The sequence below is a fragment of the Balneolaceae bacterium genome (assembly GCA_034521495.1).
Lineage (GTDB): Bacteria > Bacteroidota > Rhodothermia > Balneolales > Balneolaceae > Rhodohalobacter.
This window is the reverse complement of sequence record JAXHMK010000013.1, coordinates 22,631-44,057: the sequence shown is the minus strand read 5'-3', so window position 1 is coordinate 44,057 and position 21,427 is coordinate 22,631. Positions and strand designations below refer to the sequence as shown.

The window sequence follows — 21,427 nt, the reverse complement described above, 5'->3', positions numbered from 1 at the left end:
AACCCTTAAATTTCGCTTCTCACCGGTATGAAAGGATTCATCTCACGGTTCTCTCGTTGTCCTTTTTCCCGCCAACTATTCAAGGTCCATTACACTCCCATGTTTACTATTTCTACTCAATAAAAATTATAAATTATTGATTATATTTATCTTAATTGTTTTACATTGAAAATATTAGGGTAACTTCTCGAATAAGATTCTATCACCTTTTATACAATATACTTACCGCACATATTATTTATCTATTTTAGTATAGTTAAGATAATTGGCTCATTTTTGACCAATATATAAATATATGGATCTGTTACATAATTCACTGATTTCCCACTCAAAATGGCTACTCCTGTTTCTGAATTCGGACTTACAGGTATATTTGAACTTTTTCCGTTGAATTTAGAATTTTTAAGCATGTACTGCATCCCAGACGGGCACTCCCAAAAATTCAGACAGGACCTTTGCATCTTCCCGAAGTTTAATAGGACTTCCATGATCCACCACATTCATCCGTGACCCATCTTTAAGAACCAGGTTTAACTCGTAGCTCACGTAACTTTTGTTATCATTTCGAACCAGTTCCGGGATAATTTGTAAAGCATAAATATTGCCAATTCTGCTGCTGTCATCTTCTTTCAATTTTGCCATGTAACGTTTTGGAGCTTTCCATCCCTTCCAGTAGAGGCTCATGCTTTTATCGAAAATTACAGGTTTCGAAAAACTGTAAAACAACCAGCCGCCGACGGACCCAAAAATCAACCCAAACAGAAGAATGAACAGAAAATCCTTTTGAAACAGGTCTCCCGTCTCCTGAACCATCTTTATTCCAAAAAATACAGGCACTGTTAATCCAACGCATAAAAATATGAGGCTGAAAATTTTCGCCCCAAGTGTAGATTTAAATTCCAACCGGTTATAATTAACCTCAACTAATTTGTGAGTTTGAAAATTAGACCCGCCGCGTTTCAGGGGCGACCATTGGGTTTCCATAGCAATATCATCCTTAAATTTTGACGGGTCAAAAGAGGGCTCCCATGTTGAGAGTTTTTTTAGAGCATGTTTAATTTTATTTAGCATTTTTACATTTTTCTAATATAACCTGAGTTTGGGATAATATAGTTGAAAATGAAATCCCCTTCTATGATTAGGAGGGGTTCGGGGAGGTAGAAAGGAGATTAAATCTTGAAACTGAAACTAAATTCTGTATCAACCACCCCTAAATCCCCTCCTTGGAAAAGGAGGGGACTTTTCTATGCCAATTCTTGATATTCTTATCCTGAGTTTACGTTAATATAATGCTTGCCTCTACAATACCAGATCTGATCATAGTAATAAATCCAGCCGATCAATAAAATCGAATCCGCTTGTGGCATCTTGTCATCGTAAATCTTGTTACATTATAAATACACAAATCTTAATAATAACAGGACAATCATGAGTTACTACGTATCAACCAAATTTGACGGATCTTTTGAAGATGCAATTGCAAAAACCACCGATGAACTTAAGAAAGAGGGGTTTGGTGTACTCACCGAAATCGATGTAAAAGAAACACTGAAAAAGAAACTGGATGTGGATTTTAAAAAGTATAAAATTCTTGGAGCCTGCAATCCCGGTTTTGCTCACAAAGCCCTCCAGGCTGAAGATAAAATCGGTACGATGCTTCCCTGCAATGTAATTGTGGAAGAGCATGAAGACGGAACCGTTGAAGTTTCTGCGGTCAATCCGTTAGACTCCATGCAGGCGGTTGAAAATGACAGCCTTGGGAAAATTGCAGGCGAGGTAAAATCGAAATTGGAGAAGGTGATAAAAGCTATTTAACATAGCAATCATCGGATGAGTATTCGAGCCATATCCCATTTTTTGGCAATTCCACTCATCCGATGACTCCAAAACTGCCCTCTTCAGACATTGTATTTTTTCCTGCTTGCAAGCAATGCGGAATTACTGCAATGCTAATAATGGATGTAGAATTCTGAACTGGCAAGAAAAATGCATTGTCTTTTAAATGAGTATTTCATTCATTCTAAAAATAGGGTGAACTTTTAACTACCGATCACGGGGGTTTGAAATACCCATCTGTCGGTTGTTTTTACCGGCTGATGGGTGTCCCCAACCCGTCAGCCCGCACACACAGCGTGCAGACGGGCAGTAATGCAAAGCCTTCGTTTAATGATGATGTCCACCCTCACCCTTTTTCATCTCAGAAAGAATGAAAAAAGCGCCATTCGTTACGACCTCTGTATCCTCGGGAAGGTCTTGCAGTAGCTTTATTTCCACATATCCCTTGTCAGTTACACCGGTAATCACTTCCATCGCTTTAAACCGTGATCCATGTTCATGTTCGTCGGAATCGGAAACCTGCTCAACTGTTGCGTGTTCTTCCTCATGCTCCCGGATAAAGATATAGGATGAACCACTATCTGAAACCACAGCGCCTTCCGGTAGTGCCAATACCTGTGTGCTGTCAGTTACAATCCAGGCTTCCACGTACATTCCCGGTAACAGATCCGGTTGTCTGTTGGTGAGTTCGGCGTGAACCTGTACCGCTTTGGGTTCCTGTTCAAAAGCTTTTCCCACAGCAAAAATTCTTGCTTCGTACAGTTTGTCGTCCGGCTGGTTGGTGTATCGGAATTTGACGATTTGATCATCGCGGACCTTGTGCAGGTCTTTTTCATATACCATCAGATCGATATGGATGTGATGATTATCCACGATCTCAAACAAGTGCTGACCGGGAGTGACAAAACTGCCTGTGTTCACTTCGACTTTTCGAACAAACCCTTCCAATGGAGCACGGATAGGAACGGATGTTTTGATCATTCCTTCCCGGACTTCTGCAGGATTCAACCCTAAAAGTTCAAGTTTTCCCTTTACTGCAGAAGTCTTGGCCCGGGTTGAGTTGTACTCCGATGAAGCCTGCTGAAATTCACGCTGAGATCCAACACCTTCATCCATCAATCGTTTTTTTCGTTCGTAATCCTGTTCTAAATAGGCAAGTCGTTCACTGGCCTCTACATAATTCTGCTGCAAGTCGATGATGCTCAGATCCTCAAGTTCAGCTAAGACTTCGCCCTTGGCAACCCGGTCCCCTTCGATCACTTCAATAGAACGGATCGATCCGGGAACGAGCGAACTGACATCCGCCTTGTTTTGAGGTGGCAGTTCAAGGATGCCGTTTGCCTTGACTGAATTTTGCAATGGAAGACGAGAAAAGGAGCCCGTTTCGATGCCCACCGCGTCCAATTGCCGGGAGGTCAGTTCCACTTCCATCGTTTCTTCAGCGTGTTCTTCTTCCTCAGCGTGATCATCATGTGAGGCTTCGCCGGTTTGTTGATTATTGCATCCCACCAGAGAAATGAAGAGAAGCAATGTCATCCATCGTATTGAGTTTGATAAAGTTTTCATGAGTTGATTGGTTTGAGTGATTAAATTTATTGTCCGATGATCTGCTTCCATTCTGCCTGAAGAAGGAGATACTCATACAACAAATCCAGGTAGGAATGTTTGATCTCGATGGCCTCATCGATATAGTTCACATAGGTTACATAGTCGATATTGCCGGCATTATAACTTTTCCGGCCTGTATTGAGAAGTTCGTCCGCCAGTGCCATCTGTTCGGTTTGATAGAAATCAATCTGTGTTTGCAGCTTCAAAAGCTCATTTTGTAATTGATCTATTTGGTTTTGCAGTGCAAACCGTTGGTCTTCAAATTCAGCCTGTGCAGCACGCAGATCCAAAGAGGCCGCTTTTGAGCGCTGCTGCTGACCACGGAACCATAACGGAACTTTTACTCCCACGTGGAAACCATAAAATCCGTCAGCACCCCGAATCTGCTGCCAGCGATATTCTAACGACAGGTCAGGCAGCCATTCAGACCGTTGCAGTGATCGCTCTGCTTCAGCAACATCCACAGCATTTTCCCGGTATTGGAGAAGCGGATTTTGAGACAGAATTGCTTCTTCCCCCGATATGATTTCTTGCTGAACCATGGCTTCAAGGGGTTGTTCAGAAATACGAGTAGAATCACTGAGATAGGACCATCGCTGGAGTTCATCGTAGTAGATCTCAAGATCTGCCCGTGCCTGTTGCCATTCTGCCTCCAAACGATGATACCTGGAGCGAGCGGCAACCTGTTCAAGCTTTCCGGTTTCACCCGATTCAAATCGAACTTCCGCGGCCCGTTGAAAATCTTCGAAGACCGTTCGAAGCTCACTCAGCAGATTCAGTTTTTGATGTCCGTATGCTACCTGATAATAGGCTGTCCGGACATTTCGAATCAGTTCTGACTTGGTCAGATTATAGGCCGATTGCTGCAGATCAACCTTTGATCCCTCTGATTTCCGCCGATTGATGAATCGTGTTGGAAACGGGAGTTCCTGGCTGATTCCATAGGATTCGATGCCCCAGCTAATTCCGGTTTCAGCCTCCGCCCGGGAATAAAACAGTTCGGTATCACCGAGATCAAATGTTGATCTCTTCAAAGCCTCTCTGCGTTCGATCTTATACTCCTCCGACTGCAACTGTTTATTTTCCTGCAGGGCAGATTCAATCGCCTGATCGAGGGTAATTCCATTGCTATCCTGGGCAATGACACTTCCTGCCAGGCCTAAAAACAGGGCAGGCAAGAGAACTCCTGCAATGGCTGTTTTCGGAGAAACCGGACTCCATGAAACGCCTTCATCAAAAATACGGTAGAGCACCGGCAGCACAACCAGGGTTAAAAATGTTGCGGAAATCAATCCTCCAATTACTACTGTGGCCAGTGGACGCTGGACTTCCGCACCGGCAGATGCAGAAAGTGCCATCGGGAGAAAACCGAGTGCATCGGTGAAGGCGGTTAGCAGAACGGGTCGCAATCGCTGACGAGTTCCACGCAAAATCCGTTCATCGATATCATTCACTCCTTCTTCCTTGAGCTGATTAAAGAAACTAATCAGAATGATTCCGTTCAGTACCGCAATTCCAAACAGTGCGATAAATCCAACACCCGCCGAAATGCTGAACGGGATACCGCGAATCCACAGGGCAAACACTCCGCCGATGGCCGCGAGTGGAATCGCCGTAAATACCATGAGTGACTGTTTAATAGAATTAAATGTGAAAAAGAGCAACAGGAAGATGAGTCCAAGCGCCAATGGTACGGCAATCGCCAGCCGATCTTTGGCCCGCTGCAAGTTTTCAAATGCACCTCCATACGTGATGTAATAACCGGCGGGAAGTGTCAACTCTGCATCCAAAGTTTGGCTGATTTCATCAACCAGCGACTCCACATCCCGGTCACGGACATTGACACCAATGACGATTCTTCGCCGGGTATCATCCCGTGAAATTTGGGCCGGGCCTTCCCGGTATTCTATACTTGCAAGCTGATCCAGCGGAACCTGTTCTCCATTCGGGAGGCTGATATAAAGGCCACGCAAATGTTCAATGTCCTGTCGAAAAGGTTCCTGAAGCCGAACTGCAAGATCAAACCGGCGTTCACCCTCAAACACAACTCCGGCAATTCCTCCTGAAAAAGCCGTTTGGATGGTGTTGTTCACATTTTCAATGGTTAATCCATACCGGGCCATTTTATCACGATCATAATCGACGACCATCTGCGGAAGACCTGTAATTTGTTCAACATTTATATCCGCCGCACCCTGAATGTTGGCGATGATTCCGGCTGCTTCGTTCGCTTTGTTGAACAGAAGATTCAGGTCATCTCCATAAATCTTGATGGCGACATCCGAACGGACACCGGTCATCAATTCATTAAAACGCATCTCAATGGGCTGTGAAAACGCATAGTTTACTCCGGGAACAGCCGACATGGCTTCTCTCATCTGCTCGCCCAGCTCTTCCTTGGTTTCGGCTTTGGTCCACTGATCTTTCTCGTGTAGTACCACGATCAAATCCGACATCTCCATCGACATGGGGTCGTTCGGGACTTCACCGGTTCCAATTCGCGAAACCACCTGTTCAATCTCATCTGGAAATTCTTCCATCAGAATCCGTTCAATTCGAGTGTTTGTCTCCACAGTCTGGGTAAGTGATGTTCCTGGTTTCACCAGCGGATGAATGGCAAAATCGCCTTCATCAAGCTGGGGGATAAATTCACCGCCCATTCGTAAGAACACCACCAGCGCCGCCCCAAAAAGCAATATTGCTGTAACAATCACAATACCCTTTCTTCGCAAGGCAAACCGGATTGCAGGGTCATAAAATCTGTGGAAGACATTCATAATGCGCTGGGAAATGCCGTTCTCCGCTTTCACATTTTCGTTCAGGAACATCGAAGAGATCATAGGGACGTACGTAAGACACAGAATCATGGCACCCAGCATGGCAAAGCCGAACGTTAGAGCCATTGGTTTGAACATTTTGCCTTCGATACCAGTGAGCGTAAGGATGGGAATAAACACAATCAGGATAATAACCTGCCCGAAAATGGCTGAGCGCATCATTCGGCTGGAGGATTGAATCGTCAGTTCATCGAGCTTGTTTTGGCGCTCTTTTCCTGTAAGCCCCGCCAGAACCCCCGTTTTCGAAGCCAGTTGAAACAACGTGAATTCCACGATAATCACAGCTCCATCAATGATAATTCCGAAGTCAATCGCGCCGAGGCTCATCAGGTTGGCCGACACATCAAACAGGTTCATCATTCCGAGTGCAAAGAGCATCGACAGGGGAATGACGGAGGCGACAATCAAACCGGAGCGGAAGTTTCCAATCAACAATACCAGTACAAAAATCACAATCAATCCACCCAGCGTCAGGTTTTCGGCAACGGTGGCCGTGGTTTTATCGATCAGTTCCGTCCGGTCCAGAAACGGTTTGATGACGACTCCTTCCGGCAGTGTTTGCTGAACCTGGGCAATCCTCTCTTTGATTCGCTCAATAACTTCTGCTGTATTTTCGCCTTTCAACATCAAAAGCTGACCGCCCACTTTATTACCTTCACCATTGGCAGTAATCGCTCCGTATCGAACCGCATGACCAAAGCGGACATCTGCCAGGTCACCGATCGTTACAGGAAAGTTATTCTCGGTTTTAACAACGATATTTCGGATGTCTTCAAGTGCCTGAACCTGTCCCTCTCCCCGGATGAAAAAGGTTTCGGAGCCTTTCTCGATGTAACTTCCGCCGGTATTCTCATTGTTGCTTTCAAGTGCCTCATAAATCTCGGTCAGCGTAATATTCATACTGCGAAGCTTCTCGGGATTGACAGCTACCTCATACTGCTTCAAAAATCCTCCCCAGCTATTGATCTCAACAACACCCTGAATTCCGGAGAGTTGACGCCGAATAATCCAGTCCTGGATGGAGCGCAGTTCCATGGCATCATATTGATCTTCATAGCCGGGCTTCACATCAAGAATATATTGATAGATTTCTCCGAGGCCGGTAGTTATCGGTGCCATTTTGGGTGTTCCCATATGTCCCGGAATCTGACTTTCAGCTTCTTTGAGTTGTTCGGAGACAAGTTGGCGTGGGAGGTAGGTTCCCAGATCCTCCTCAAAGACAATGGTGACAATGGACAGTCCCAGCTTGGAGACCGATCTCATTTCCACAACGCCCGGCAAGTTTGCCATGGAAAGCTCAACAGGGAAGGTGATAAACTGTTCCACTTCCTGCGTTGCCAGGTTTGGTGAGGTCGTGATAACGCGAACCTGGTTATTGGTGATATCAGGTACGGCATCCACAGATACCTGCGTTAATGAGTAGGCTCCCCAGGCAGCAAGTGCAAGGGTAAACAGCCCGATGATAAGTTTATTCTTTACGGAATACGTAATGATCCGATTAATCATGGATAGTCCGGTTAATAGGTTTGAAAGGGTACAGACAGGATAGACTTTTCCTGTTACTGCGCGATAATAGATGGAAAGGAAGTTAGGAAAGGAGCCGTGGAGGGGACCAGATGATATCTGGAGGGCTGGTAAAGAGATCTGGTTTGTTTTGAACCGTTCTCAACATAGGGGAAGTTGAATTCAATTCTAATAAATCCAGCGAGTCACTCGCTACAGAGGGACAACACTTGCAAGAACATAATGGTGAGCAGGCTTCAGCATGCTGATCCGTGCCGTTCTCAAGAGTGAGGTTTTGCGAGCTGATCTTGACAACCTGTTCCTTTTGATGCGTTCCAATCTCAGCAGCGTCTGCACAGGGGGCGAAGCACCATAAGAGTCATCAGCAGGATTAATATGTAGGAAATAACTTTCATGTAAGATTTGAAAGGATACTCATTTCTTGAATGCAGTGCAACAAGTTGAGGTTAAGAGTAAGACATGGATAAAGAGATGCTCCAATTTGTCTATACGAAAATCTTTCATCTTTTTTAATTATTGTGGATTTAAAATCCCTTTTTTGACACTCGTATATTCTTTCCATCAAATTGATTACCCATACTGTAAAAGAACACAATTTTTTTGAAGGAGGAAAAGCTCATATTCTATATTCTAATACTGAAAACAGATATTTCAATTCATGATTCACTGACCAGCTTTGAGATCACCTTTTTCACAAGTTCCAGCGAAGCGATGCTTCCGCCCTCTTCTCCCTTCTCAAAATCTTCCCCTTCCCGGGCCATCGTGTTGGTTAGGTGAGCAAAGCATACCACTTTTTTATTCCTTGACCTGGAAAATGCATAGAGAGCCGCGGCCTCCATCTCCACGGCGGTAACCTTTTGCTGCTCTGCGTGATTGATCGCCGCTTGCGTTTCACGGTAGGGTGCATCCGTCGTCCAGCTTTTCCCGGTTCCCATCGAAATATCAGAATCTGATTCCAGATCTTTCAGCTTCATCAAAAGCTTCGGGTTGATCTGAGCCGGTTTATCCGGGGGCAAATAATGAAAGCTGGTGCCTTCATCCCGAAGGGCTTCTTCAATCAGAATAAACCTTTGACCTCCTTTCGGCGAAATTATGGTTCCGGCCGATGTGATGCTGATCAGCAGTTCGCAGCCGCTCACAAACATCTGCTCTGCAAGAAGAACTGCAAACGAGGCTCCAACCGCCCGGCCGATGATTCCAATCGTCTTTCCATCCAGTTCAAACTGGTACATTGTTGTATGATACCCCGCCCAGCAGCGATTGACGGAAGCTCTCCCTCTTTTTTTAAGATAGTCAACAATATCCCCATCGGGATCCAACAGACAGATGGCCGGAATCTCACACTCCGGGATCGATTTTTGACGCCGGGCTTCCCGCAGCAGATTTTCCGGTTTGAATACAGATGGTTCCTTGTAGTCTTTCTTTTGTGACAGGAAATTGTGGGTCATTATTTGAATGATATGTGATTTAACAAATGTGCGAATTTCAGATTAGCCTAAAAGTCAATTTATAAAAAGTGACTTGAGTTCGAGATAAAGTCTCTGTTTTGGATGCAATAAAGTCATTTCTTTACGAAGAAAATGAAACTCATTTTTCAAAGTTTTATATCAAACTCATATTCAAATAAAAATTTACTGTTTAGCAACACTTCCTCCAAAGCGATCACTTATTGTAATGGTCATCATTCACTATTTGAAACGGGCAACCCCTCCATCGACAATTCAAAAGTGAACACAACCGAACACGTAATAAGTGGAATATAAGATTTAGAGGGCTTTGCAAAACCGTGGTTATTGGTCAATCTGAACTCGATTCAGATTCTCCATTCGTCTTTATAGCCAGTATCTGGAGATCCTGAATCCCCCGGAGGGAACGATGGGAAAGTTCAGGATGACGGTCAGAGTTTTTCAAAACCCTCATTTAATCAATTTAAAGAAACATTTACTGGATTAATCCCTCATCAAACTATCCTTCAAATCAGATACTTCCACCTGGATGGTTGAATGGTCTATTTTGAATTTTTCTCTCAACCCCTCTTTTATCTCTGTCAAAAATTGATCTGTCTTGTCAGTTTTTAAGACGATATGCACGGACAAAACATTCTCCGTTGTACTCATCGCCCAGATATGCAGATCATGGATCGACTCAACTTCCTCGTGATCTTTCAAAAAACTTTCCACCTCTTCGTAGTCTATATCTTTTGGAACGGCATCCAGCGCAAGGTTGATGGAATCGATAAAGAGTCCCCACGTACCGTAAACAATCACAATAAGAATCAGAAAACTGGTTACCGGGTCGATCCACATGGCGCCGGTTACGGTGATTAAAAGCCCGGAAACCACCACTCCAAGCGAAACTCCGGCATCGGCCGCCATATGTAAAAACGCTCCCTTGATATTCAGGTCATCTTTTTGGCCCTTCATAAACAGAAGCGCTGTAGCTGTATTGATCACCAACCCGATTCCGGCTACAATCATGATGGTGTTTCCGGGAATTTCAACGGGATTATAAAGTTTTTGCCAGGCCTCCCAGCCAATCACTCCGGCGGCTCCAAACAGCAGCAGTGCATTCAGAATGGAGACCAAAATGGTACTTCGCCTCAACCCATAGGTAAACTTCTTCGCGGGACGTTTTTGTGCAATCGCCATCGCGAACCAGGCGAAGATCAGGCTGAAGACGTCACTCAGGTTATGTCCTGCATCTGCCAGCAAAGCCGACGAATCGATCAGCAACCCGTAGGTTGCCTCAACAATGACATAGGCTACATTCAGGCCGATGCCAATGGCAAATGCCTTTCCGTAGGTTTTTGCGTGAGATTGATCGTGTGAATGTGAGTGGTTGTGTGGCATAGGGTAATGGTTTTGCAATACTACCCCGTCCGACCGTTGCTTTTTCGGTCAGACGGGTTTACACGTTTTAGAGCCCATCGGTCTTTAAAATCAACAAATTACTCATCTATATTTTTTGTGTAATGATTTTAAATGCTTTTTTGGATTAAAGCTTTCTCTTAATTTGCTTTTCTCCCCTTTAAATAAAGCATTTATTAACTGTTTGATTGCTGTCTGTTTTATTAAAATTTTTTTACTCATTATAAACGTTATTATATTGGTTATGAATCCGAAATCGGGCCAGTCCCGTTATTAGGATTCCCCCGGGGCGGTGAAAGCCGTCCCTTATTTTTTGCGTTATTGTTCCACAATTCCCAGTTCATGTTTTGTGGATGCCGCTGTATTTAAAACCGGCATCAATCGTTTGTAAAAATTGTGCCCACCCTTCTTCTTCATGTATTTGTTCGGCTCGTACATTTGCCTCGCTGAATATGCAATCACATCCACAATCAAGGTTCATTTACCTGGGAAGGATCCAGATTCAACTCTTCACGGCTCTGGTAAGTAACAGTATCCTGTGAAGCAGAAACTCCGAAATTTATTTCCAGTGCCGCTTCAATCTTCGCAATTGTTTTGAGATTCAAAAGCCGGTCTCCCCGGAAAAGTTGTGTTAGATAGCTGGCGGATGTACCAATCTCTTTGGCTAACCGTTTACGGGTCCATTCCTTGCGATCCATCGCTTTTTGGGCTTCACTCAGAAAAATATAGGAAAGCATCTGTGCCCGGTGCTCCACCTGCTCTTCAGGAGATTGTTCGAACAGCTTTTGGAACTCGTTTCGAATATTTTCCGCTTTATTTGATTGTGTCGTACTCATAACTCGCTACCCGATGTATGATGTTGATTTCTTTGTGTGTCAGTTTGGTCTGCTTTTTTCTTCTTAACACTTCTGCTGCTATAATAACAGTTGTTTTATCAGTGGTACTAACCTCCTTACAATAAACCCTGGCGTTCTCCTGACCTTTAAAAAACTTCATCGCCCGAACGCCTTTGCTTTTATCATCCGGTTCTTCTTTATCATAAAGCTCACGGTTGATGTGATTCCCCAATATCAACTCACATATGTGATTAAATTTCTTCTGGTATCGTTTATCCTGCCGAAAGAACGTTAGTAGGTCTTCTGCATTTTCTTCATCAACAGCAATAGCTCGCCCGCCATCAGAAGATTGTTTTATTATGATTGCATTTCGATTCATAAGTTAAGCTATTGCTTAATATTATTCAATTCACTAACCGATTTATAATGAACTACACCTCAAAAACCCCATCAATCTCCCCCATAATCCGATCCGTCTCCATCAGGGCCACGATGATTTTTTGGTAATGGCGGATTTCCTCGATAGAAAGCTCTCGGTCGCGGCGGTCTTTGAGCCATTTTTCGGCGGGTTGGTAGCCGCCGATGTAGAACTCCCAGGCTTTTTTTGGGACGTTGCCGAAATACTGGGTTTCGTTGATCCACACTTTGCCGGTTTGGAGATCGGTGGGTGTTCCGGGATCTGACACCCCTCCCGCTTCGCGGCTCTCCCCTCCAGGGGAGATCTCTTTTTCCGATTCCTCTCCCTGTTCAGGCTCATCCAACACAAACCCCGGATCTCTTTTCGTCAACCGATTCGAAATCACATTATCGCCTGACTCGATAATTTTCATTTATAGAGATTTTGAAAACGCTTCTTGAAGTAATTACATCATTAATTATTATTAGTAATGGCAAAAATTATGAGACTCACAAAACCATATCCAAAGGATGAAGCCATAAAAATATGTGGAATAAAGTGATACCAAGCAGATTTAAAGTTAAAATCGGGATTTTCTTTGATTTTATTTTCAATCATAACCATTGTGAAACTCACAAAAAGCACTATCCAAAGGATAACTCACATGGTTGGCCTCGTTCGCCTCCTGGCTCAGCCAGCTTGCAAACAGGGTTCCGGTATCGGGGTGGTGTTCTTCCAGCGAGTTGGTGAGATACACCCGAAATCGCTCAGTGCCGCTGGGTTCAACCCCGGTTTCGCGGAGCAGCAGGTCCAGCTTCAGATGCGCCATGGCGTAGCTGGCCATCAAAATCTCAAATCCATTCAGTCGGGGAATCAGGTGTTTTTCCACATATTGCTTCCAGATGCCCTGCTGTCCCTTAAAACGGGAATAAATCTGCTTAATCACTTCCGCCAAAAAGGTTCCGGTTCCCGTGGCGATGTCTAAAATCTGCACTTTGTGGACCTCCTTCTCCACCTGTTTGTAGCCGGTGGGCGAGCGTTTGTCGGGCACATCGGTATTCACCTTCACCGTGGTTTTGGAAGTATCGGCCAGGCCGTCTTTCAGCCCGAATTCATCCTTCAGGATATCATCCACCGCGCGGACAATAAAATTGACCACCGGCTCGGGCGTGTACCAAACGCCCCGGCTTTTGCGCAGTGAGGGATCGTACTCGGCCAAAAGGTCTCGTAAAAGTGAATGATGGGATCTTGCTGCTGCGTGGATTTCCCGAAGTTTTTGAGCAGGCCGTCCACATCCGTAGCGCGGAAAATATCGGCGAGTCCGTCCACGATCCAGGTGATGCGGTCGTCGAGGTCGTAGCCGGCAATGTACTGGAACAGCTTCCGCAAAAAGGGATTGGTTTTGGGGATGAGCGCGGCGGCTTCGTGTCGGTCAAAAGTGTCGAGGCTCGGATCGTGCAGCCGGGCGGCAAACATCCCGTAGGCGATGGTCTGCGCATAAATATCGGCAAACTCCTTCGCCCCGATGTCATGAATCAGCACGTTCTGAAACGCCGAAAGCTGCTCCCGAAGCGTGTTATTGGCCGACTCATTCACGCGGTCGGCATTTTCGGCATCGGCATTCAGGGCTTTTTCGATCACATCCGCCAGCAGCCGGGCTTTACCCGCCTTGTTTAAAGCACTTTATCCTAATAAAATCAGAAGTGAACTACAAAGGGAAGTTTTGTGATTGGATTCATGGCTGCAATTTTACGATTTCAGCCTGTTCTCAATATCCATTCGTTCGTGAAGTACCCGCACTATCTCAACTACATTATCCGTCCTTTTTTGTAAAAGATCAGGTGAGATTTAATCTTTGAAGCCCGATAACCTTCTTTGATATATTCCATAGATTTACCGGCCAAAAAGTTCTCAGCAATAAATTCAATCTCTAAGATAAGCAAATTGTAATATCTGTCTGCTTGATCTATTGACCAATTTTCGAATGTGTACTCCCAAATCTTTTCAAGATCGTTGATTGCCTCATCCCGGATTTTATAAACGGGCTTTTTCATAAATGTTTTTCATGCAGAGACTTCAAATGCTTTTTTGGATCGAAATCTTCTCTTAAATCACTTTCTTCTCCCTTTTCCAATGCATTTCTCAAATTTTGCATTTTTTGTTCTTCATTCTGAAGTAGCCGAAGGGCCGTTCGGATAACTTCACTCGCATTGGTATATCGACCGGATGAGACTTCTTTTTTTATGAAGTCCTGAAAGTGATCACTTAAGGTTATGGATGTATTTTTACTCATAGGAATGTAGTTTTTTCAAAGAGTACCAATTATTGGTATTCATTACAAATGTGAAAACTCAAGCTGTCATTCTAAACGAATCTGAAGAATTTCTTTTCTAAGAGTTCCTCTTTTGCGATGAGATTCTTCAGTCGCTTCGCTCCTTCTGAACGACAGCGTTGATAGTTGTTATTGACGGTGTATATTATATCTGTGTCAAAAAAATCAGATTGTATTATGCCGTCTATAACTGTTCCCGTTGATAGCAGCCTTTAACCCATTTTTTAGCTGAACGGTAGCGATCTTTCTATGAGGGCTTGCAGTTGAGGTTTACTCAAACTCAACGCAACCTTCCGTAGGCTGGTAAACAGCAGCACTTTGTTGATAGACAAGAGTGGCCCCAAGGTGTGCCGTGTAGCCCAGGTAAACAGTTCCTGTAAGCAGTAAACCGATCACAATCCATTCTATAAATGGTTTTTTAAGAAAAGAGAGCTTATGCCACGAAAAGAGATCCAGAGAATCAAAAAGTACAGATGCAGTAAAAATATAACCCAGCGTGAACGCTGCATTTTCGTGGTCTTCCAGCACAGTTGGGTCGCAGAGTTCCCTCACAACAATACTGTCTGCCAGCGAACCGGTGTAGATTGCAATCCATGCAGTAACTACACCGATGTATAAACTCAGCCGGCTTGTATTCTTTAGAAATGCACTTTTTTCTTCAGCAAAGAATTTCGATAACATTCTTAAAACTGCTGCGCCCAACAATAGCACAATTGGAAAATGCACGACCATTGGGTGCCACAGTTCTGTTCTCCAAATGCCCGGAAGCTCGTTCATTCGTTGAGCAGTTCAACACTTACAGGATCAAGCCGCTGACCGGTTTTTTCTACCGTAACTTCTACGCGATCATCAACCTGGATGGTGGAAAAGGGAACATCTTCGCCATTTTGGGTCAGAGTGGTTGTATCGGTAAAGTACAACTCAATGACGTCACCGCTCTCAAGTTCCACATAGATTTCAGTTTCCTCGGCATTCACTTCCTGAATCGTGCCTGTATAGGTTCCGGATTCCACAACGGAGGTATCTTCCCCGCAAGCGGAGATCATAAATAAAAGTAGAGCAAGTGTAGAAAAAACTTTAATAGATTTCATAGAGTATGTTTGTGTTAGATCTTATTATGAATGAATAAATTTAAGATACAATCAATACAACTTCACGTCTGTAATAAATTGTTTTGACAGCCATTTCCATGAAACCATTGTAGTCATCGGATGATTGAAATAGCTTGAATACGATATCAAAACATGAACACTCATCCGGAATCAAATTTTACTGTTGTGATAGTAGAAGCAGAGCTTCCCAACGGGTGTTCCGAAGGAGGACCTTCGGAACAAGTAAACTGCAAAGGGAAGCCCGTTTTTTCTATTCAGAATCATCAATTGAACCCGACTGGCGCAAGTGTTAAGCGAAGCGTCACTTGTGCCCCTTTTTTCTATTCAAAATCATCAATTAAATCCAAAAATTCCTTGGGTGTCATCACTTCAAGAAACTCAACATGTGGTTTATAATCTTTGATATTTCGTGTAATAAAGTAATCGGTTTCCCTGTATTGAGCGGTAAAATATTGAAGAGCATCTTCTTTGTCTTTAAATGATGACTTTAATGCTTTTAACATCACAGATTTACCGCCGTAAATGATTTGGGTTGCCCTGGTAAAGTCAATCAGCTTTTCTTTGGCATCATCAATTTTATGGATGTCAAACATCAGGTAGATCAGGTTTGCGAGGCCGCTTTCTGCCATCATTAAAGAGATGCGGTCTTGTTCGGCAAGCTCAAGCAGTTGAACAGAATGTTTATAATGGGGTTCTCTTTTTGATAAAATATCAAAGCATACATCTGTGTCGAGAAATACCTCAGGCAAACTTCCTTTTAACATGTTCTTTGATTAATTCTTTATCCCGTTTTGCCTGTGTGCTTTCTGAGGCTTCCAATTTTTTCAACAGTTGACCCGCCGCTTTTTGTGATTCTGTTTGAATTGTATGTACCCGCTCCTCTTTAAAGCTCTCTTCAAACAGTTGAGACACAGACGTTCCATGCCGTTTCGCCTGTCTTTTGGCGGATTTTATAATCTCTTCCTCAACGGTAAGTGTGAGTTTCTTCTTCATAGAAATCTATTTACACGTGTTTATTTGAAAATACGTATTAGTTTCTAATTTTGAAAAGAGTGATACTTTATAACTGTTTTACTCGTACCGGAGGTTCTCCTTCATACGTGTTTACCGACCTGACAGCGTGGTCCCGTGCTTTTCTTCCCGAAGCGTCGGGATCAGCGTCGAAGGGAATTGTCTTTGCTTCATAACGCTGACAGATCCAGTGGGTGCTGTCAGGTTATTTAATTCGAACCGCTTAACAGGTACTCCACGACTGGCGCAAGTGTTAAGCGAAGCGTCACTTGTGCCCCTTTTTTCTATTCAAAATCATCAATTAAATCCACAAATTCTGTGGGTGTCATCACTTCAAGAAACTCAACATGTGGTTTGTAATCTTCCACATTTCGTGTAATAAAGTAATCGGTTTCCCTGAATTGAACGGTAAAATATTGAAGAGCATCTTCTTTGTCTTTGAATGATGACTTTAATGCTTTTAACATCACAGATTTACCGCCGTGAATCTTCAGTCACCGGATTTATTATTTTTCATTTTTGGTCGATGAGAAATCATGCTCAGTTAACACCTCCGACAAAATTGCCTGTTCCACATACCCTTGCTGCTTGGATTTAGCGGGCATTCTTATAATCAAAAGAACTTCACCTGGCGAGGGTACCTGGATAGTCACACGCGGATCAACGGTTGGAACATCAAGACCCTTCGTTTTACTTAATTGGTTCATATGATTACGAACATCATCAAGATAGGGTTCGCAATATTTGATTGCCGCTTCCAAAAACATTTTCTGGGCCGTTTGCCAGTCATCCTCCCGTTTAAAAGGCACTGTAAAAACATGGAGAATATAATCGGAAGTATAGCTTTCATTGATGACCGGTTCTGACACAAATAACGAATTGGGAATTACGGACAATCGGCCCGTTCGATGGTGAGTAATTTTGCCCGGTCCCACCTCCAGTATCGTTGTTGCAAGTAAGTTTTGATCAATCACATCTCCCCGAAAATCCTTGATTTGTATTCGATCTCCCAAATCAAAAGATCCAGAAATTGTTTTGAGTATGGACCCGGAGACACAAAGGATAAGTTCCTTTGTTGCAACTACCAGTGCAACAGCAAGGGCAACCATCGATAGTGCAAGTGTACGGATTTCTGAACCCCAGATAAAAACAAGACCTAACAAAAGGAGCAGGATAAAAGCATTGCGAGACTGAACCAGCCACTTGCGCCTCAGTTCATTCGACCGCACCTTTTTCCGAATATAGCGGGTAACCAAAAAATGAAAAAGAAATACTGTAGCTATTATAATAACTGTACTGATAAGTTCCCCATAGATAGAATCTGATGCCATCATATTATTTAAACCTAATTCATCCATTACTCAATAATACTTCAATTGCTTGCCTCTCAAAAGAATTGTATCGCAAGAAAATAGAGGATTGAATTTACTGGAGAATTTCTAAGATTTGTATTGAGATTTAATTTTGAAAAGAGTGCTCTGTTATAACTGTTCGAACGCGTTTACCGGTTTACATCTAAATCTTAAAGTATGAGTTTCAACTTTATTGAACCTTTTTAGATTTTGTACCTGACTTATTTTGATTATAGGCAGCCAATATGATAGCGTAGATCTCCTGTACATTTCTTCCAAAATATTCGATCGAAAAAGAACTTGAAAACTCCCGGGCATTATCTGACAGCTTCTTTCTGTGATTCTTATCATCAATAAGTAATTGTACTTTATTCGCCCATAAGGCAATCTTCTCCGGTGTTTTATATCCATTAACTCCGTCTTCAACCACATCATCTATTCCGGTAGCTTTAACAGCTACTACCGGCAAACCGGCTGCCATGGCTTCAAGGATTACCATGCCTTGTGTTTCCGATTTTGAAGCAAACAGAAAAATATCACCTAAATTATACCAGGTTTTCATCTCGTCGGGATCAACTGATCCAACCAGCTGTACGTTTTCAGATAAGCCTAAACGAGCCACCTTTTTTTGTAATTCATCTTTTTTATGGCCGTCTCCAATCATCAAAAAAGTAAACGGTTGCTGAATACTCTTTTTTAATTTACTGAGAGCCTCAATCATAAAATCAATATTCTTTTCATCCGATAATCTCGATACGCTTAACAGAACTATTTCATCTTTTATGCCCAGTGATTCTTTTAAGTTTTGAATTTTTTCCGGTTCCACTTGCTGGAACTCTTCAAATTCTATACCGGTAGATTGTACAAAACAGGGAGTTTCCACTCCTATCATGTGCAGATATTTCTCAACAGAGTTGGTTGGAACAATAATGCCATCACATTTATTGGCAAATCTTCGGATCAGTAAATGTGAAATAAGGTTTCGAAATAATCTCGTAGGGAGTGGTACAAAATGGGCGTAGTGCTCGAGCCGGGTATGATACGTAAATACCGCTGGGATTTTTTTCCATCGAGCTATAAACAAGCCTAAAGACCCCATCCAGAACGGGTGGTGAACATGAATAATATCCGGTTTAAAAGCATAAACAGCCTTTCGAATCTTTTTGAGGAAGATATTCGCCATTCTAAACTCACTTTCTTTGCCAAAGGATATCAAAGACGGAACCCGGAAAACATCTTCCTCTTTTTCTGATTGATTGTGATAGGACGGAGCAATGATCAGAACCTTGTTTTTAAGCTGTTTTAAGCCTTTGTATAGCCTTGAAATAGAAATGGGTACTCCACCAATAAAAGGCAGGTAGTTGTCGGTAAACATGGCCACCCTTATGGTTTTGTCTAACCACGGAGAGGGATCAACTTCATAAATGGGGTAAAACTCTTTGGATTCATAAATAGTGGTGTACAGTTTAATGGAAATTAAAACGAGCACACCTACCAACAAGAAAAAATTCAAATACCCAACATAGAAAAAGGAGTAAATGAAAAACCAAAGATTTTCAAGTTGCCGGGCTATGAGTCCCTGGCCTTCGTCGATAGCTTTTTGTTGAATTTGAATACTATCTTTAGAAACGGATACATCCACGTAATGATAAAAACTACGATCTGTATTGAGGTCCAAACCTCCGGCTCCACCGGTGGTGACAAAATATGTGTCTTCTCTTTTCTGAACATTAAATGTTGGAATTTCCGAAGAGAATACGGCGTCAACACTGTATCGCTCGATGATCTCAATGAGTTCTGTACGAGTGGAATCAGGTATTGCATCTTCATCATCGTCCCCAAACAGATACTCATTGGGTACTTTAAGAACGGGTTTTGAAACAAATATAAATTGGTGATTGGACTGATCACTTTTCATAAGCTCAGTGAGCCACTGCAATTGCCAGCTCCAGGGAGTTTTGCCGGTACTGTCTAAAAAAATGAATCGTGAATCAGCAACTACAAAGCTAAAATAATAGGGGCCGTAATGTTCATAAAAGCGAAAGCCGCCAAACGATTCATATTCGTTTTCTCCAAATGTGAGCAGATAAGGAATGTTGAGATGATTTAATGTTCCTTCAAGTGCCTGGTATTTATCTACGCCGCCATCCAAAACGGCATTACCTGCGGAAATTAAAAACTGACTATCTGATGCGTTAATTTTTGGAATCAACTGTTTTTCAAAGATTCCTATAGAATTGTTGATATTACCAACAACAGCAAAATTAAATTGGGTTTGTCCCGCCAACTTGTTTTTAATAGCATCGATCTGCTCTGTATGCTTGGCTTCAATATCAGTGACATTGACATTCAAATAAACCTTGTATACCAATATTACTACAACGAGTAATATTACCGCATAGAAGATCAGTTTGAGCGGTTTATGCATCTTCATTGTTATTATTTGCAGATTCGGAAATGGTTTTTTGAAATATGAACATTCCGATGATCATTCCGAGATAGATGGTTAAAAATCGCCAGGCTACAATCACAAGAACAAGATGATTGCTGCCAAGTATATCTTTAAAAAATGAGCCAAAAACACCTTCTGAAATACCGGATGCACCGGGTGTAGGTGAAAAATACATGACAAATGTTGTAACAACCAATAATCCAATAATTGTAAAATAGTTCACTTCGTATCCTAAAGCATAAATCAGTATGGCGGGAAAGGAAAACAGGCTTGCCAAAAAGATCATTGTAAATACGACCGACAACACAACCCAAATCGTCCGGCCTGAAAAATATTCTATGAAAGAAAGACTGAACCTCAGTATTTCTCTCCGGATTTTAAAATGCCACCTTCGGAAGGTTTCTTTTTTGATGATTTTGAATCGGAAAAGGAGTCTTAAAAAGCTGATTGAGGGATAAATCAACCATCGGGTTCTGAAAATGACGGTTACAAAAAAAGATATGTACACGATCACCAGAAGAATTAATGTGCTGCCAATATCTCTAAAAATAGATGACGAATTGAGCGGATCTAACGTAAACAGACAGATGGGGGTAAGCGTAAAAATAAAAAGTACAGCCAACACAGTTCGAATGGTTGTTGCTGCGGTTGCATGGCCCACCGACACTCCATTTTTGTGCAAATACCATATTTGAGCAAATCCACCTCCCGTTGCCATTGGAGTAATATTAGAAAAAAAGAGGTTAATAAATACGAGTCGGGTTATTACAGAAAAGCTGACTTGTTGTCCCAACGCACGCAGTGTATAATATAATCGAAGCCCATCGCTCGAAAAATAGATAAACAGTAGTGTAATTGTCAAAGCTATAGCTGAAGGAGAAAGCAGCCTGCGGTCGAACGTAAAGTTTTGATTAGCAAATGCACTGTACACTACATAAATACCGGCCCCGGTTAAACCTATAAAAAGCAGTCCAAATAATAAGATGCGCCATTTTGGATTTTCAAATTGCCACCGGGTTGCCATCAGGTATTCTGCAGGTTTGTTTTATTCATTTCATGAAAAGAAAAGTACTTCCAATAATCAGATCCCACAAATACAAATAGGCGATCTATTTCAACCTATCGGACTGATGGACTGGTATCCGTAACATATAAGACTGTGAGTAAATATTGATCCCAAACACATTCAAACTCTGCCATAATCCGATCCGTTGGTGAATAACCGAAATTTAAAACAGGCTTAAAAAAATTTACTCGTATCGA

21 protein-coding genes are annotated in these 21,427 nt (G+C 42.7%); 1 reads left to right on the top strand and 20 read right to left on the bottom strand.

The window, feature by feature from the left end:
* Window positions 1-402: 402 nt before the first annotated feature.
* Window positions 403-1,071: a hypothetical protein gene (locus U5K72_13790; GenBank protein MDZ7719884.1), complete on the bottom strand. Its 669-nt coding sequence runs from the start codon at window positions 1,069-1,071 to the stop codon at window positions 403-405.
* Between the two features lie 357 nt (window positions 1,072-1,428).
* On the opposite strand from U5K72_13790, the gene U5K72_13785 reads away from it, so the two are divergent.
* Window positions 1,429-1,815 carry a DUF302 domain-containing protein gene (locus tag U5K72_13785; protein ID MDZ7719883.1) on the top strand — a complete coding sequence of 129 codons (387 nt, stop codon included), beginning with the start codon at window positions 1,429-1,431 and terminating at the stop codon, window positions 1,813-1,815.
* Between the two features lie 348 nt (window positions 1,816-2,163).
* Here U5K72_13785 and U5K72_13780 read toward each other — a convergent pair whose 3' ends face one another.
* From U5K72_13780 to U5K72_13690, 19 genes are all read right to left on the bottom strand, one after another.
* Window positions 2,164-3,402 (bottom strand): efflux RND transporter periplasmic adaptor subunit, encoded by a 1,239-nt coding sequence (locus U5K72_13780; GenBank protein ID MDZ7719882.1) that lies wholly within the window; start codon window positions 3,400-3,402, stop codon window positions 2,164-2,166.
* A gap of 26 nt (window positions 3,403-3,428) precedes the next feature.
* On the bottom strand, window positions 3,429-7,787 hold the full coding sequence (locus tag U5K72_13775) for a CusA/CzcA family heavy metal efflux RND transporter (protein ID MDZ7719881.1): 4,359 nt from the start codon (window positions 7,785-7,787) through the stop codon (window positions 3,429-3,431).
* Between the two features lie 674 nt (window positions 7,788-8,461).
* Complete coding sequence (locus U5K72_13770; GenBank protein MDZ7719880.1) at window positions 8,462-9,253, bottom strand: nucleoside phosphorylase; 792 nt, start codon at window positions 9,251-9,253, stop codon at window positions 8,462-8,464.
* Window positions 9,254-9,754: 501 nt separating this feature from the next.
* A complete protein-coding gene (locus U5K72_13765; GenBank protein ID MDZ7719879.1) occupies window positions 9,755-10,654 on the bottom strand; it encodes a cation diffusion facilitator family transporter in 900 nt (299 codons plus the stop codon).
* Between the two features lie 488 nt (window positions 10,655-11,142).
* Complete coding sequence (locus U5K72_13760) at window positions 11,143-11,508, bottom strand: helix-turn-helix transcriptional regulator (protein MDZ7719878.1); 366 nt, start codon at window positions 11,506-11,508, stop codon at window positions 11,143-11,145.
* Complete coding sequence (locus U5K72_13755) at window positions 11,486-11,887, bottom strand: hypothetical protein (GenBank protein ID MDZ7719877.1); 402 nt, start codon at window positions 11,885-11,887, stop codon at window positions 11,486-11,488. The genes U5K72_13760 and U5K72_13755 overlap by 23 nt, the downstream gene beginning before the upstream one ends.
* 52 nt (window positions 11,888-11,939) lie before the next feature.
* Window positions 11,940-12,338: a type ISP restriction/modification enzyme gene (locus tag U5K72_13750; protein ID MDZ7719876.1), complete on the bottom strand. Its 399-nt coding sequence runs from the start codon at window positions 12,336-12,338 to the stop codon at window positions 11,940-11,942.
* Between the two features lie 177 nt (window positions 12,339-12,515).
* Window positions 12,516-13,124 carry a hypothetical protein gene (locus U5K72_13745; GenBank protein MDZ7719875.1) on the bottom strand — a complete coding sequence of 203 codons (609 nt, stop codon included), beginning with the start codon at window positions 13,122-13,124 and terminating at the stop codon, window positions 12,516-12,518.
* Window positions 13,025-13,546, bottom strand: coding sequence for a hypothetical protein (locus U5K72_13740; protein MDZ7719874.1), 522 nt, complete (start codon window positions 13,544-13,546; stop codon window positions 13,025-13,027). Before U5K72_13740 ends, U5K72_13745 begins: the two co-directional genes overlap by 100 nt.
* Window positions 13,547-13,713: 167 nt before the next feature.
* Window positions 13,714-13,959, bottom strand: a complete 246-nt coding sequence (locus U5K72_13735) for a type II toxin-antitoxin system RelE/ParE family toxin (protein MDZ7719873.1) — start codon at window positions 13,957-13,959, stop codon at window positions 13,714-13,716.
* Window positions 13,956-14,198 (bottom strand): type II toxin-antitoxin system ParD family antitoxin, encoded by a 243-nt coding sequence (locus U5K72_13730; protein MDZ7719872.1) that lies wholly within the window; start codon window positions 14,196-14,198, stop codon window positions 13,956-13,958. Before U5K72_13730 ends, U5K72_13735 begins: the two co-directional genes overlap by 4 nt.
* Window positions 14,199-14,507: 309 nt before the next feature.
* Window positions 14,508-15,014: a DUF2231 domain-containing protein gene (locus U5K72_13725; GenBank protein MDZ7719871.1), complete on the bottom strand. Its 507-nt coding sequence runs from the start codon at window positions 15,012-15,014 to the stop codon at window positions 14,508-14,510.
* Window positions 15,011-15,328 carry a hypothetical protein gene (locus tag U5K72_13720; GenBank protein MDZ7719870.1) on the bottom strand — a complete coding sequence of 106 codons (318 nt, stop codon included), beginning with the start codon at window positions 15,326-15,328 and terminating at the stop codon, window positions 15,011-15,013. Before U5K72_13720 ends, U5K72_13725 begins: the two co-directional genes overlap by 4 nt.
* Window positions 15,329-15,669: 341 nt before the next feature.
* Complete coding sequence (locus tag U5K72_13715) at window positions 15,670-16,113, bottom strand: PIN domain-containing protein (GenBank protein ID MDZ7719869.1); 444 nt, start codon at window positions 16,111-16,113, stop codon at window positions 15,670-15,672.
* Complete coding sequence (locus U5K72_13710; GenBank protein MDZ7719868.1) at window positions 16,091-16,342, bottom strand: DUF6364 family protein; 252 nt, start codon at window positions 16,340-16,342, stop codon at window positions 16,091-16,093. The genes U5K72_13715 and U5K72_13710 overlap by 23 nt, the downstream gene beginning before the upstream one ends.
* A gap of 302 nt (window positions 16,343-16,644) precedes the next feature.
* Entirely contained in the window at window positions 16,645-16,827 is a 183-nt protein-coding gene (locus tag U5K72_13705; protein ID MDZ7719867.1) for a hypothetical protein, read from the bottom strand.
* Window positions 16,828-16,866: 39 nt separating this feature from the next.
* Window positions 16,867-17,718 (bottom strand): mechanosensitive ion channel, encoded by an 852-nt coding sequence (locus tag U5K72_13700; GenBank protein MDZ7719866.1) that lies wholly within the window; start codon window positions 17,716-17,718, stop codon window positions 16,867-16,869.
* A 184-nt stretch (window positions 17,719-17,902) separates the two neighbouring features.
* Entirely contained in the window at window positions 17,903-20,140 is a 2,238-nt protein-coding gene (locus tag U5K72_13695) for a glycosyltransferase (protein MDZ7719865.1), read from the bottom strand.
* Complete coding sequence (locus U5K72_13690) at window positions 20,133-21,188, bottom strand: lysylphosphatidylglycerol synthase transmembrane domain-containing protein (protein ID MDZ7719864.1); 1,056 nt, start codon at window positions 21,186-21,188, stop codon at window positions 20,133-20,135. The genes U5K72_13695 and U5K72_13690 overlap by 8 nt, the downstream gene beginning before the upstream one ends.
* Between the last annotated feature and the right edge of the window lie 239 nt (window positions 21,189-21,427).

Bases quoted from the DNA above. Each gene is read 5' to 3' on its own strand.
- U5K72_13790 (MDZ7719884.1), bottom strand. From the start codon at position 1,071: ATGCTAAATAAAATTAAACATGCTCTAAAAAAACTCTCAACATGGGAG.
- U5K72_13785 (MDZ7719883.1), top strand. From the start codon at position 1,429: ATGAGTTACTACGTATCAACCAAATTTGACGGATCTTTTGAAGATGCA.
- U5K72_13780 (MDZ7719882.1), bottom strand. From the start codon at position 3,402: ATGAAAACTTTATCAAACTCAATACGATGGATGACATTGCTTCTCTTC.
- U5K72_13775 (MDZ7719881.1), bottom strand. From the start codon at position 7,787: ATGATTAATCGGATCATTACGTATTCCGTAAAGAATAAACTTATCATC.
- U5K72_13770 (MDZ7719880.1), bottom strand. From the start codon at position 9,253: ATGACCCACAATTTCCTGTCACAAAAGAAAGACTACAAGGAACCATCT.
- U5K72_13765 (MDZ7719879.1), bottom strand. From the start codon at position 10,654: ATGCCACACAACCACTCACATTCACACGATCAATCTCACGCAAAAACC.
- U5K72_13760 (MDZ7719878.1), bottom strand. From the start codon at position 11,508: ATGAGTACGACACAATCAAATAAAGCGGAAAATATTCGAAACGAGTTC.
- U5K72_13755 (MDZ7719877.1), bottom strand. From the start codon at position 11,887: ATGAATCGAAATGCAATCATAATAAAACAATCTTCTGATGGCGGGCGA.
- U5K72_13750 (MDZ7719876.1), bottom strand. From the start codon at position 12,338: ATGAAAATTATCGAGTCAGGCGATAATGTGATTTCGAATCGGTTGACG.
- U5K72_13735 (MDZ7719873.1), bottom strand. From the start codon at position 13,959: ATGAAAAAGCCCGTTTATAAAATCCGGGATGAGGCAATCAACGATCTT.
- U5K72_13730 (MDZ7719872.1), bottom strand. From the start codon at position 14,198: ATGAGTAAAAATACATCCATAACCTTAAGTGATCACTTTCAGGACTTC.
- U5K72_13725 (MDZ7719871.1), bottom strand. From the start codon at position 15,014: ATGAACGAGCTTCCGGGCATTTGGAGAACAGAACTGTGGCACCCAATG.
- U5K72_13720 (MDZ7719870.1), bottom strand. From the start codon at position 15,328: ATGAAATCTATTAAAGTTTTTTCTACACTTGCTCTACTTTTATTTATG.
- U5K72_13715 (MDZ7719869.1), bottom strand. From the start codon at position 16,113: ATGTTAAAAGGAAGTTTGCCTGAGGTATTTCTCGACACAGATGTATGC.
- U5K72_13710 (MDZ7719868.1), bottom strand. From the start codon at position 16,342: ATGAAGAAGAAACTCACACTTACCGTTGAGGAAGAGATTATAAAATCC.
- U5K72_13705 (MDZ7719867.1), bottom strand. From the start codon at position 16,827: ATGTTAAAAGCATTAAAGTCATCATTCAAAGACAAAGAAGATGCTCTT.
- U5K72_13700 (MDZ7719866.1), bottom strand. From the start codon at position 17,718: ATGGATGAATTAGGTTTAAATAATATGATGGCATCAGATTCTATCTAT.
- U5K72_13695 (MDZ7719865.1), bottom strand. From the start codon at position 20,140: ATGCATAAACCGCTCAAACTGATCTTCTATGCGGTAATATTACTCGTT.
- U5K72_13690 (MDZ7719864.1), bottom strand. From the start codon at position 21,188: ATGGCAACCCGGTGGCAATTTGAAAATCCAAAATGGCGCATCTTATTA.